The following is a 12,278-nucleotide window of genomic DNA, read 5'->3' on the forward strand; positions in this document are numbered from 1 at the left end:
GCCAGGAGCATCGCTGGGTAGCTACGTGCGGCCGGGATAAGTGCTGAAAGCATCTAAGCATGAAGCCCCCCTCGAGATGAAATTTCCCATCACGTCAAGTGAGTAAGATCCCTCGAAGATGACGAGGTTGATAGGTCGGAAGTGGACGTGTGGCGACACATGGAGCTGACCGATACTAATCGATCGAGGGCTTATCCTATAGACACAATTACGAACCAAGACGCAGATCATTGTGGAAGCAGTTGTCGGTTATCCAGTTTTGAGCGAATGACGCTCAATCAGCTTGGTGATGACGGCGAAGAGGTCACACCCGTTCCCATGCCGAACACGGAAGTTAAGTTCTTCAGCGCCGATGGTAATGAAGGGGCAACCCTTTGTGAGCGTAGGACGTCGCCAAGCAAACCAGCCCTCCGGCTAATCAGCCGGAGGGCTTTTTTCATGTTTTATTAAAAAAATCCCGAGCAGTCGTTTCGTACTGCCCGGGAACCAAATTGATTTATACAACAAAGGGGGAAGGGGGTCTAAGCGATTTTCTCTTTCTTTATAAAAAAGGCTAAATCACCTTTTTTCTAATGCGGGAGGATATTTGTTCAACAGTTAGAACGACAATAAGAATTAAAATGATAATCATAAGTGCTTCATCAAACATACGTAAAGACATGGCTGTGTTTAATTCAACACCAATGCCGCCGGCGCCAACTAGGCCTAGAATGACAGCGGAGCGAATGGCTTTTTCAAAGGCAAATAAGCTCGTCCCAACAAATGAAGGAAAACCGGCGGGTAAAATGGCACCGCTGATCACCCCGAAGTTGGAGGCTCCTGTTGCTTGAAGCGCTTGAGACGGCCCTTTTTTGATTTCCTCTATTCTTTCAGAGAAAAAGCGGGCACAAAAACCAATCGTATCAACAACAATTGTTAAAATCCCTGCAAGCGGTCCAAGTCCTACGGCAATGACAAAAATAAGTGCCCAGATTAAGTCTGGAATTGTCCGCATTGCTGAAACGATACTGCGTGTAATCGTACGAACAGGTGCATAAGGTGTAGTGTTTGAAGAAGCAAGGAGCGCAATGGGTAAACTAAGCATAACCCCGAAAGCCGTACCGACAAGAGCGATTTCAAACGTTTCTACCAAGGCGCTGAATATGCTTTGCAGGTTTGCAAAATCCGGTGGAAAGGCCAGGGCGACAAAGTTTCCCATATTAAACAAGCCTTCGTAAAGCCTTGTGAAACTAAGGTTTGCATTGATTAAACCTGAAATCATAAAGCCAGCTGCTATGATGAAAAGAATCCATGCCCCGGTCGGTGGGCGCTTCATCCGCTTCGGCATATGGTCTGACAGGCGTTGTTCATTCCAGTTGTTCATATTTAAGCGCCTGCTCTCTGTTTTGTTGTAGGTTGATGGTATAAATCATTTAACGCTCGTTCGTTTAGAGTGTGGATATCCTGATCAATAACGAGCTCACCGTCTTTTAAGGCGAGGATTCGTTCGCCGTACTCTTTTGCAATGTCCATTTGATGAAGAATAGAGACAACAGTGAGGCCGCGTTCATGTACAATGTCCCATAGTAAATCCATCACCTCGCGTCCGGCTTTTGGGTCCAAGCTTGCAATAGGTTCATCTGCAAGGACAAGTTCAGGATCCTGCATGAGCATCCGTGCTATGGCAACGCGCTGCTGTTGTCCACCGGATAATTCATCAGCCCGGCGTTTCGCAAATTCAGAGAGTCCGACGCGGTCAAGTGCTTCCATGGCTTTAAATCTAAGTTCTTTAGGTGCAATCCAGTTAAATGTTTGAATGGTTTTAGAGGTGCCAAGTGCGCCAAATAAAACATTTTGAAATACACTTAAATTATGCACAAGGTTAAAGTTTTGAAATACCATACCGACCTTTTGGCGTATCGGCCGCAGTTGTCTTCGGCTCAAAGAAGTGGTAGATTGCCCGCCGATCAATACTTCCCCTGTTGTAGGTGTTTCAAAATTAATCATGCTTCGAAAAAGAGTAGATTTACCGGAGCCGTTATGTCCCAATAAAATAACGGCTTCTCCAGGATTTACAGTAAAGTTAATATTGTTGAGCGCCTGATTTCCATTCGGATAAACTTTAGATAAGTTTTTAACTTGAAGTGAGCGCATGCGGATCTCCTTTCCTAAATCAAGTTTCCTAAAGAAATTTATTGCAGTTCAATTCCGAGTGTATCGTAAGTTTCCCGCATTAAATCATAGTCTTCATCTTCAATGTCAACAATTTTTGCCCCATCGTACTTGTCATTTTCTTCATGATCTAAAATGGCGTCTAAAATTTCATCTTCATGTTCATGAAGAATTTCTGTGAAAGTTTCCTTGAAGCTTTCCGGCAATTCCGGAGAGGCTACGAAAGGATCTTGTGGCAGTGGCGGTCCTTCATGAATGATGCGGTAAGCGTCTTCTCCGTCTTCTTCTACAATCCGATCATAAGCACGCACACCATCGGCGAGTGCGGTAGTTTCCCCGGATTTGAAAGCTTCAATACGAGCATCGCCCAAGAGCTCAACTTCGATATCGTCGTCTAATCCTTCATCTATTAAAATGGCACTTGGGCCGATGTGACCGGAAGTAGATCCTGCTTCTTTCATTGCAATAGATTCTCCGCGCAAGTCTTCAAGTTCTTCAAATTCACTGTCTTCGTGAACAACAAACACGCTGTGATAAGCGTCCCGTTCTATCGCAGCTAAAGGCTCAACACCGGGGGCAGCGCCTTTTGTTTGGGCATATTCTGAAGGTCCTGATAAAACCATGTCGACCTGATCAGCTTCCATCGCTGTAGAGGCTACTGTCCGGTTGGATAAGGCGAAAAACTCAAAATCTACACCGGTATGCTCTTCAATGACATCTTGAAATTCTTCATATCTGCGCTGTAGTTCTTCCATCCCGTCGATTCCTGTTACCGCAAAGCGGATGGTTTCCGGCCAGTCTTCTTGTCCATCGGCAGTTTCAGCCGCTGCGCTTGCATCCTGTTCTATAGCACTACCTTCATCTGCTTCACTGCCGCAACCTGTAAGTGCCATTCCAACTAAAGCAGCAGTTACTCCTGCATACATCCATGGTGTCTTCATTTTGGACCTCCTCAATTTTGAAATCTAACCATATCGTATCGAAGTAATGTAAACTCGTAATGATTGTTATGTTAATTTTCTTTAAAATTGTAAACTCGCATTTACAAAAGCAGCTTTTCGAGAAAGTCATCAAAAAAAAAGCCTGCCTTCAAAATGCATGAAGACAGGCTGGTGATGATGCTTATGTTCGTTTATGCCGGCGTGCTAATTTTAACTTTTTCCTTTTTGACAACGGTACGGGGATGGGGAAAAGCTTCTTCTTCACCTTTGTATGGGTAGCCTAAAAATTCAATGGTTACGCTTAAGTTATATTCGGCGATAATGGTGCATGGTTTGTCTTTGAAGGTTACGGCTTGTCCGGGAAGAAACAGCTTGTTTTCACATTCTAAGTAGTTTGTTCGGGTTTCTGTACTCATAAGTTTACACCTTCTTTGTTATAGTTATAAATATCCGTAAACGTTGTCTATATTTGCAAGCTTATAGAGAGAATACCCGATTTTTAAGAGAGAAAACATAGAAATTTGAAATTTTCGTTCAAAAATTAGCATGGCAAGCTGGATTTTATATTCAGGTTTTTGGTGTGCAGCGTTGCAAAGCCATGAAATTTTCAGGGTAGGCGCTCGTTTCTTCGGGAATAGGTTGTTGAGCGATATGTCAGTGGAAGGAGAGACGCATTTTGATACGAAGATATCCGGTTCGTTCAGCACTCATACTCATATTTTCCGTCTTAATTATCGTCACGCTTTACGGGATGTTTAAGCCGCTTCCAGAAGGTGTCTCTTATGAAGGAGAAGTGCATAGCGTAGATGATGTGGATTTTATTTATAACCGCAGCTCGATGGATGAGGACGGGAATGAAGATTTTGAGGAAGAAATTTTTACGCGTATTCTTGAAGCGGTATCGGAAGCTGAAGAGTTTGTATTAGTTGATTTGTTTTTGTACAACGACAAAGGAGCTGAAGATGAACCGCCGATTAGTGGTGCTTTGACAGAAGCATTAATTGAAAAGCATGAAGAAAACGAAGACATAGATATCATTGTGTTAACTGACCCGATTAATACATCTTATCATTCCCATGAATCAACGCAGCTGCAGCGCCTTGAAGAAGCAGGTATTGAGACTGTCATTACAGAACTTGACCCGCTGCGCGATTCAAATCCGCTCTATTCAGGAATTTGGCGAACGTTTCTGCAATGGTTCGGTCAGGAAGGAGAAGGATGGATAGAGAATCCGTTTGGTGATGACGCCCCTGATATGACTGTTCGTTCCTATTTAAAATTAATGAACGGGAAAGCGAATCATCGGAAAGTGATTGCAACAGAACAGCGTGGTTTTGTTACCTCAGCAAACTGGGAGGACGCCGGTGCTTACTATTCAAACGCAGGCTTTGAAATCCAAGGTGAGGCGATTAATGATTTAGTTTCATCCGCCCAAGCTGTACTGGACTTTTCCGGCGGCCCGGATATTCAGGAGGATATGCAGGCTGAACCTGCAGATGAAGGTCCGTATGATTTACAAGTATTAACTGAAGGCGAAAACTTTGAACAGGCAAAAGAGATGCTGCAAGGAGCGGAAGAAGGTGACGACCTGTGGCTAGGGATGTTCTTTTTATCTGAACGAAACCTTATTGATGAAATCGAGAATGCGGCAGAGCGTGGTGTTAATGTGCGCTTAATTCTTGATCCAAATGAAAATGCCTTTGGAGTTGAAGTCTTTGGTATGCCCAATCGTCCGGTTGCAGAAGAGCTGCTTGAAGATAGTGAAGGTGCAGTAAATATTCGCTGGTATAACACAGCAGATGAACAATTTCACCCGAAAATGTTGGCGGTATTTTCCGATGACAAAGCGAAAATGCTTGCTGGTTCGGCAAACTTTTCAAGTCGTAACTTAAGAAATAATAACTTAGATACAAATGTATATATCGAAAGCGATGTAGATGCTGAGGCAGCGGTTGAAGTCCGGGAATGGTTTGAGGAAATGTGGCTTAACGACGGTCAGAAATATACATTGGCATATGGAGCGTACGAAAACCCGCACCGCTGGTGGAAACGACTTGCTTATGGGTTACAGAAGATTTCGGGTCTAACAACGTATTAGGAGATTTTTCAAAAAACGGTTGCTTCATTGGAGATTAATGTATATAATAATAATTAATCATAGAAGTTTACTAAGGATTAAAGTTGAATAAAAATAGGAGGCATTTTTTATGAGTGAAGCACAAACACAAACACCAGTAAGCCTGCCGCGCATCGGCGATGATGCTCCAGCATTTGAGGTGAACACAACCCAAGGGCAAGTAGCGTTAAGCGATTATGCTGGCAAATGGCTCGTGTTATTTTCTCATCCAGCGGACTTCACGCCGGTATGCACAACTGAATTGATCCGGTTTCAAGAAATTTATCCACGCCTTAAGGAACAAAATGTGGAACTCCTTGGTTTAAGTGTTGATAGTGTTCAGTCCCATATTGCCTGGGTAAGAAACATTCATGAAAAAAGCGGTATCCGTATTGAGTACCCGATAATTGCTGACTCGAGCCGTCAAGTAGCTGAAAAATACGGTATGATTCACCCGAATGAAAGCCAGACAGAAACAAACCGGGCTGTGTTTGTGATTGATGACAAGCAGAAGATTCGAGCGATCATTTATTATCCACTGACGACCGGTCGTAACTTTGCTGAAATTGAGCGGCTTGTGCAGGCGTTGAAAACAACGGATGAAGAGCAAGTACCGACACCTGCTGATTGGGAGCCGGGGCAGAAAGTCGTTGTTCCGCCGCCAAAAACGCAGCAGGAAGCTGAAGAGCGCCTAAATGATGATTCGATCGAAGTGACCGATTGGTATTTGAGTAAAAAGCAGTTGTAATCCACCTTACCCGGCGCGTTACTGCCGGGTTTTTTGTTTGACTTATTATATTTTTAAGCGAAGGATGGGGGTTATGTGGTATCCGATCCATGTGAAGCTTACCAAGAAATCGGTTCTTGTCGTTGGAGGCGGGCCGACAGCAGAGCGTAAAATTATGCGGCTGCGCCAAGCAGGAGCTGCGATTACTGTAGTATCGCCGATGTTAACACCGGCGCTTGAGCAACTTTGTTCTGCCGGAGAATTGAGCTCGATCCAGAGACATTACCAATCTGGGGATGGTACCGGGTATGAGCTCGTGTTTATTGCAGTGAATGATCCAAACACACGGCAACATATTCATGAAGACTGCCCTGAAACTACTTGGGTAAATATAGCGGATGACGGTGGAGCTGGTGATTTTATAACGCCTGGTATGTTTCAGCGAGGCAGGCTGTTAATGACAGTGAGCACAGACGGCGCGAGTCCAAAGCTGGCTCAAAAGATTATCAATTCCTGGGAGAAACAATACCCGTCCATGTATGAAGATTATGTAGAGTTTCTGCGTGAATCCCGGGCGTTCTTAAAGAAGTATGTTGCTCCTGATAAGCAGAGCGAACTCCTTGCTTGGCTTCTCGAGGAAGAGGTGGAAGCCAGAGTCCTTTCTGGAGATCGACAAGGAGCTGACCAAGCTTTTCAAGAACAACTGGCAAAGTATCGAAGGTGAATTTCATTTGTCCGCTTTCATTCGTGTGATATGATGAATTCAACGTCGAACGAAGGTGGTAACAATGAATGAACGCACATAAAACTGTTTTTTACGAGCTTACTCAATCATTTGAACGTATTCAAAAAGAGCTTCTCCGCAACTTTGGAGACATTAGCGAAATCAGCTTAACGAAACGGCAGGAGGCTGTTATGCATTTAATGTATCAAGATTACAAGCCGACGGTAACCGAATTGGCTGAGCACTTCGATATTACGAAAAGTGCGGTGAGTCAAACAATCACAAAGCTTGAAGAAGCTGACCTCTTAACCCGTTCGGTGAATGAAGAAAACCGTCGTGAAGTTTATTTAGAACTCGGCGAGCGCGGGTTGATGCTGCAGCAGGAATTTCGAAAGATTGAAGAAACGGTTGTTGAAAAATACTTCTCAGAGCTGCCGGTGGAAGAGTTGAGCCAAGTGCGAGATACATTGTATAAACTAGAACGAGTGATTAACGAAAAAAATAGTGAATAAGCATGAACTTGTCGGGTATCAAGTTTTTCTTTTACCTTTTTAGGGGCTGCCCCATAAGATATGATTTAAATGATAGGCATGGGAAATATACTCGCTTTCACCAATGGCACAAGTAAGACATCGACTCAATCAGCGCTTCCGCTTGATTGAACCGTATCTGCTTTGCCGCCGGATAGCGTATCAGCTTGCCCGTGAAAAACCGCTCATTTCAGGGGGGCGACTGCTGCTATTCCTAGTGTGTTTAAGAGATCTGTGCGTAAATACAATATGGGTACAGCCTAGAACGTTTCGTGCGCAAAGGCAATCGCGCTTTAAGGTACCTACGTTACTGTCGTATTGAGGGTTAACAACCCCCTTGTCTTGTTTAAAGAATGAGCTAAAGATTTTCGTGTTTTCGCCTATGTGAACCGATTTTGTAATGACACCTCATGAGCAATGAAACCAACAATATAAATAGGAAATTATCTACAATATGGAAGTTTTAAAGTAACCGAAACAAAAGACGGCGACTCCCAAAGGATCAAGCGCAGGCTGAAGATCCACTTGTTCGATTGCCAATCAAATCGAACAAGTTAGCTGAAGCCAAGCCCTCGGGAAAGCGTCCGTCTGAGAGTGAAGGTTACGTTCATTGTTCGATTTTATCCTCTTATGACGAGTGATGACATTCATTCATGTAGATATCGCTTGATAAAAAACATTTCTGCAAATCATAACCATCAAATAACGCAAGGCTGACGATCATCGGCGGCGATGTCTACGGAGAACAACGAGTGAGAAAATCCCGAAGGCAGCAGTTGTCTGCAGAGGAAGTTGAGGCCGTCCGCCGAAAAACGACGTCAGCCTTCGTTTTTCTTAAAAGTTTGTCTACATGCTGAAGCTGTCTTTATAAGGCAGCTTTTTTGTATGATGTAACAATTTCATGAACACATCGTTTTTCGCCTGTGAGAGGTTTGTGGATGAATTGACCGGGAATAACATAACTGTTAAGATGCTTAACAGTTAATACGTAATATTTCCTTCATAGAAAGGCCGTGCTTGTGTGAAACTATCCAATTTTTCAATACGACGTCCGACGTTTACGATTGTGATCATGGTATTGTTTATCGTGTTAGGTGCGGTATCATTAACGCGCCTGCCGATGCAGTTATTTCCGGATATTGAAGCTCCGGCAGCAGCCGTTGTAACAAACTATCAAGGCGCTGGACCGGAAGAAGTTGTAGAAGAAGTGACAGAGCCCCTTGAGTCGGAGCTCGCTACAGTTTCAGGGTTAAATAATATTACCTCACAATCATCGGAAGGAACCTCGCTCATTTTGCTGGAGTTTTCCTGGGACACAGATATCGGTGATGTAGAAAATGACATCATATCCGACATAAACGCTGTGCAGCTGCCTGATCAGGCGGATGATCCTTCATTTTTACGTTTTGATCCAACAATGATGGGATCTATTCAAATGGCGGTGACTGCCGGCGGCGATGATATTGTTGATTTTCAAGATGATGTTAGTGATCTGCAGCGTGAGTTATCACGTGTGGACGGGGTCGCTGATGTAACGGAAGAAGGCGGACTGTCCGAGCAAGTAGATGTTGCCCTTGATCAAGCAGAACTTGATGATGCCGGAGTAGATCAAGAAACTGTGATCGGAGCCATTCAAGGTCATAACATTACAGCCCCCGGCGGCATTATCGAAGATGAAGAAGAAGAATTGAATATAAGCACCAGGGTGTTAAGTGAACTTGATTCTGTTGAAGCGCTCGAAGACGTGGTGGTTACCGTAAATCCTGAAGACGGTGAGGAGCTTACGGTGGCAGATCTTGCTGATGTTGAACTCGGCCCGGAAGATCAAAACATTATTACACGTGCGAATCAAGAGCCGGCAATGGAATTATCGGTCATGGAAGAGTCAGAGGCGAATACCACGCAAGTCTCGCAAGACGTCCAAGAAGAAATGGATGAACTTTTAAATGAAGACCGTTATGATCATTTAAGCAGTATCACGCTGTATGATGAAGGTGAATTTATTGAGGAAGCGATCGACAGTGTGATGCTGGCATTGATTAGTGGTGGTATCCTTGCCATGGTCGTGTTGTTCTCCTTCTTGCGTAATTTAAAAACACCGTTAATTATCGGTGTCGCAATACCATTTTCAATTATTGTCACCTTCACATTATTGTTTTTTGCTGATATATCGTTAAACATTATGACACTGGGAGGTTTGGCGCTTGGAATCGGTATGCTTGTTGATAACTCGATCGTTGTAATCGAGAACATTTACAGGCACTTATCGATGAAAAAAGCGCCGAAAGAAGCTGCCGCAGAAGGTGCAAAAGAAGTCGGCGGTGCGATTACCGCCTCAACGTTAACGACGATCTCGGTATTTCTGCCGATCTTGTTTATTACAGGGCTTGTCGGAGACTTATTTATGCCGTTTGCACTTGCGGTCTCCTTCAGTTTGGCGGCCTCGCTGCTTGTTGCCTTAACAGTCGTACCGATGCTGGCAAGCCGCATGCTGAAAGCACCGGCTGAGAACCTTGAGGCCGAGCGTCAAGAGTCCCGCTTTGTTCGAACGATGGAATCCGGCGTCCGTTTTGCGCTACGCAAACGTATTGGCGTCCTGCTCGTAACCCTCCTTTTATTCATCGGGGGCGCAGCTGGTATGACAACAGTTGGTGTAGACTTTATTCCGGATTCAGATGAAGGCATGTTTATGGTGGACGTTGAGCTTGAACAAGGAACAATCCTTGATCGTACAGCTGAAACTGTAGAACAGCTTGAAGAAGAACTGGATACGCATGATGAAATTGAGGATTATATGAGTATCACAGGTTCTGGTAGTGAAGGGCAGGCCTTAGGCGGCGGTGGCGACAGCCATCAAGCAGAAATTATCGTATCGATGGTACCTGGGCCGGACCGTGATGAAACAACATTTGAATTTGCAGAACGTATTGAAGACGACTTGGCTGATGTTGATGAGGATGCTGATATTGAAGTGTCTGATCCTGCACAAGCTGGCCTTGGTGGAGAAGCAAATACGCTGCAGTTTACCATTAGTGATCCGGATCGTGACAGGTTAGAAGAAACGACAGACGAGATCACTGAAGACTTGGAGGATGAATCTGACTTACGTGATATTCGTCCAAGTATCGAGGAGACGACACGAGAGCTGCAAGTGCAGGTGGATGAAGAGGAAGCGCGCGATGCAGGCCTGGCTCCTGGTCAAATTGCCGAGGCAGTCACTGCAGCGACCCTAGGTGAAACAGCCACCACCTTACAGCCGAACAGTACAGACGTGTATCAAGTTATCGTCTCCTACGACGGTGTGACTGACAGCATTGAAGCCTTTGAAAACTTAAGTATTCAAGGGGAAGACGGTTTCGTCACGCTAGAAGACATTGCAGAAATTGAAGAAGGGGAAGGTCCGGCTTCTCGTGATCGCCGGGATATGGAAGACGCCGTTGACTTTGATGTTGTTTATTCAAGTGACATGAACTTAGGGGAAGCTTCCACACTCGTTGAAGATGTACTCGATGATGTCGACATTGATGACGAAGCAACTGTCACTTTCGGCGGGGACCAGGAACTGTTAGAAGAAGCGATGGAAAACTTAGTGTTCGCTTTCGCACTCGGTCTGTTATTGATCTACCTTGTAATGAGTGCACAGTTTGATTCATTGAAGTACCCATTCGTCATTATGTTCACTGTTCCACTGGTGTTTATCGGGGTTATGATTGCACTCAGTGTGACACAGACGCCATTTGATGTGATGGCCTTTATCGGACTGATTGTGCTCGCCGGTATTGTTGTGAACAACTCGATTGTGCTTGTGGATTATACGAATCAGCGTAAAGCTGCCGGCCAAAACACAGTAGAAGCGATCGTTACCGCGGTGAAAGACCGGACGCGTCCAATCTTGATCACCGCACTAACGACGATTCTCGGTGTTACACCACTTGCGATCGGGATTGGTGAAGGTACAGAGCTGCAGGAACCGCTCGGCATTGTCGTAATCGGGGGCTTAATCAGCAGTACACTCCTTACCTTGTTCGTCATCCCGGTTGTGTACAGCTTCTTTGATCCAACGACCCGCCGGATGAACAAAAAGTATGTCACACCGGATGGGCAGCTAATTTCTGCGTGGGAGCTGGAGCAGGCAAAAGCTGAATCGATTGATGAAGAGGAAATTGTGGAACAAGAAGCATCTGAAGAAATGCCTTCTGAAGAGGAAATTGAAGGGCCAATGGAAGAGAAAACTGAAGAGCAATCTAAAGAAAACAGTGATTCAAAAGAATCTGAGCTGGTTGACCTACTTGAAGAAGTCGTCCGCCGCTACAAACAGAACGGTAACGAACGAGATGATGATTCCTCAAAATAAACTGCTAGTTAAAACCCGCTGTGGATGCGCCCACAGCGGGTTTTAACGTTCCTTTATGTTTTCGTGAAAGGAGAGCGAGCGGCCGGTGTTCGTTTCGACGGCGAAAGACACAGCGTTCACTTCGTCTTTGTTCAACTCGAGTGCCTCAATTAAGCTCGTAATGATCGGCTCTGTCTCCCAGTCGCTCGTTTCTTCGTCCGGAAGGTGTAGATTATCCGTCATATCGAGGTATGCGGCTTCAGCTGCACTGTCGTCAAGCAAGTTTGGATCTTCGCCATCTGGAATCAAAGCAGCGGTCGTCTCCGGGTCGTCATGAGCATCATAATCGAGCACAAAGTCTGCGTCGTTTTCAATTTGGATGTGGATTTCAAGTTTGCGTAAACCTGAAGTGGCTTCTTCGCGAAAGTCCTCCTGTACCACAGTCTCAGCCTCATGCTCTGCCGATTCATCCGGTGTTTCTGTCATTTCTTCATTTTCTTGTGAATCAAGAATCGCTTCAGCTTCCGGATGGAGGTTGGACTCAGGGGCAGTGTCTTCTTCGTCATTTGAAGTTTCTTCTTCAACAGTTGGTTCTTCAACACTCGGCTCATCAGGCACGGTGTCCGGAAGTAATTCAGAGTCAGCTTCATTGCAGCCGATCATCATCAGTGTAAGTACAAAAGCGAAACTTATGCTTAAGCAGTGACGCATGGATGCCATCCTCTCGTTAAGGTCTGGCTCTACTTTACGAAAAAG

Annotated in this window: 10 protein-coding genes and 2 rRNA genes; 7 read left to right on the top strand and 5 right to left on the bottom strand. The window is 44.9% G+C overall.

What is annotated here, in order from left to right; all coding sequences use genetic code 11:
- Positions 1–199 (top strand): 23S ribosomal RNA (locus B0H94_RS12885); the annotation flags it as partial.
- Between the two features lie 83 nt (positions 200–282).
- Positions 283–399 (top strand): 5S ribosomal RNA (gene rrf / locus B0H94_RS12890).
- Between the two features lie 154 nt (positions 400–553).
- On the opposite strand, the gene phnE is transcribed toward rrf, so the two are convergent.
- The 4 genes from phnE to B0H94_RS12910 all read right to left on the bottom strand — a co-directional run bounded on the left by phnE (position 554) and on the right by B0H94_RS12910 (position 3,508).
- Positions 554–1,363, bottom strand: a complete 810-nt coding sequence (gene phnE, locus B0H94_RS12895) for a phosphonate ABC transporter, permease protein PhnE (protein ID WP_245894029.1) — start codon at positions 1,361–1,363, stop codon at positions 554–556.
- 2 nt (positions 1,364–1,365) lie between these two features.
- The gene (phnC, locus tag B0H94_RS12900; protein ID WP_106589691.1) at positions 1,366–2,133 is read right to left on the bottom strand and encodes a phosphonate ABC transporter ATP-binding protein; all 768 of its coding nucleotides are present in this window, start codon (positions 2,131–2,133) and stop codon (positions 1,366–1,368) included.
- Between the two features lie 38 nt (positions 2,134–2,171).
- Positions 2,172–3,092 (bottom strand): PhnD/SsuA/transferrin family substrate-binding protein, encoded by a 921-nt coding sequence (locus tag B0H94_RS12905; protein WP_106589692.1) that lies wholly within the window; start codon positions 3,090–3,092, stop codon positions 2,172–2,174.
- Positions 3,093–3,283: 191 nt separating this feature from the next.
- Entirely contained in the window at positions 3,284–3,508 is a 225-nt protein-coding gene (locus B0H94_RS12910) for a hypothetical protein (RefSeq protein WP_106589693.1), read from the bottom strand.
- Between the two features lie 260 nt (positions 3,509–3,768).
- On the opposite strand from B0H94_RS12910, the gene B0H94_RS12915 reads away from it, so the two are divergent.
- The 5 genes from B0H94_RS12915 (at position 3,769) to B0H94_RS12935 (ending at position 11,543) form a co-directional block, all read left to right on the top strand.
- Complete coding sequence (locus tag B0H94_RS12915) at positions 3,769–5,190, top strand: phospholipase D-like domain-containing protein (RefSeq protein WP_245894031.1); 1,422 nt, start codon at positions 3,769–3,771, stop codon at positions 5,188–5,190.
- A 109-nt stretch (positions 5,191–5,299) separates the two neighbouring features.
- Entirely contained in the window at positions 5,300–5,956 is a 657-nt protein-coding gene (locus tag B0H94_RS12920; RefSeq protein ID WP_106589694.1) for a peroxiredoxin, read from the top strand.
- Between the two features lie 73 nt (positions 5,957–6,029).
- Positions 6,030–6,659 carry a precorrin-2 dehydrogenase/sirohydrochlorin ferrochelatase family protein gene (locus B0H94_RS12925; protein WP_181315406.1) on the top strand — a complete coding sequence of 210 codons (630 nt, stop codon included), beginning with the start codon at positions 6,030–6,032 and terminating at the stop codon, positions 6,657–6,659.
- A 68-nt stretch (positions 6,660–6,727) separates the two neighbouring features.
- Positions 6,728–7,171, top strand: coding sequence for a MarR family winged helix-turn-helix transcriptional regulator (locus B0H94_RS12930; RefSeq protein ID WP_106589696.1), 444 nt, complete (start codon positions 6,728–6,730; stop codon positions 7,169–7,171).
- Positions 7,172–8,210: 1,039 nt separating this feature from the next.
- Complete coding sequence (locus tag B0H94_RS12935; protein ID WP_106589697.1) at positions 8,211–11,543, top strand: efflux RND transporter permease subunit; 3,333 nt, start codon at positions 8,211–8,213, stop codon at positions 11,541–11,543.
- A gap of 42 nt (positions 11,544–11,585) precedes the next feature.
- Here the strand turns inward: B0H94_RS12935 and B0H94_RS12940 are convergent, their stop codons facing one another.
- Complete coding sequence (locus B0H94_RS12940; protein ID WP_106589698.1) at positions 11,586–12,233, bottom strand: hypothetical protein; 648 nt, start codon at positions 12,231–12,233, stop codon at positions 11,586–11,588.
- Between the last annotated feature and the right edge of the window lie 45 nt (positions 12,234–12,278).

Origin of the sequence: Salsuginibacillus halophilus, assembly GCF_003014715.1 — a bacterium.
Taxonomy (GTDB): Bacteria; Bacillota; Bacilli; order Bacillales; family Marinococcaceae; genus Salsuginibacillus; species Salsuginibacillus halophilus.

Coding starts and splice junctions, on each gene's coding strand:
- phnE (WP_245894029.1), bottom strand. CDS start 1,363: ATGAACAACTGGAATGAACAACGCCTGTCAGACCATATGCCGAAGCGG.
- phnC (WP_106589691.1), bottom strand. CDS start 2,133: ATGCGCTCACTTCAAGTTAAAAACTTATCTAAAGTTTATCCGAATGGA.
- B0H94_RS12905 (WP_106589692.1), bottom strand. CDS start 3,092: ATGAAGACACCATGGATGTATGCAGGAGTAACTGCTGCTTTAGTTGGA.
- B0H94_RS12910 (WP_106589693.1), bottom strand. CDS start 3,508: ATGAGTACAGAAACCCGAACAAACTACTTAGAATGTGAAAACAAGCTG.
- B0H94_RS12920 (WP_106589694.1), top strand. CDS start 5,300: ATGAGTGAAGCACAAACACAAACACCAGTAAGCCTGCCGCGCATCGGC.
- B0H94_RS12925 (WP_181315406.1), top strand. CDS start 6,030: ATGTGGTATCCGATCCATGTGAAGCTTACCAAGAAATCGGTTCTTGTC.
- B0H94_RS12930 (WP_106589696.1), top strand. CDS start 6,728: ATGAACGCACATAAAACTGTTTTTTACGAGCTTACTCAATCATTTGAA.
- B0H94_RS12940 (WP_106589698.1), bottom strand. CDS start 12,233: ATGCGTCACTGCTTAAGCATAAGTTTCGCTTTTGTACTTACACTGATG.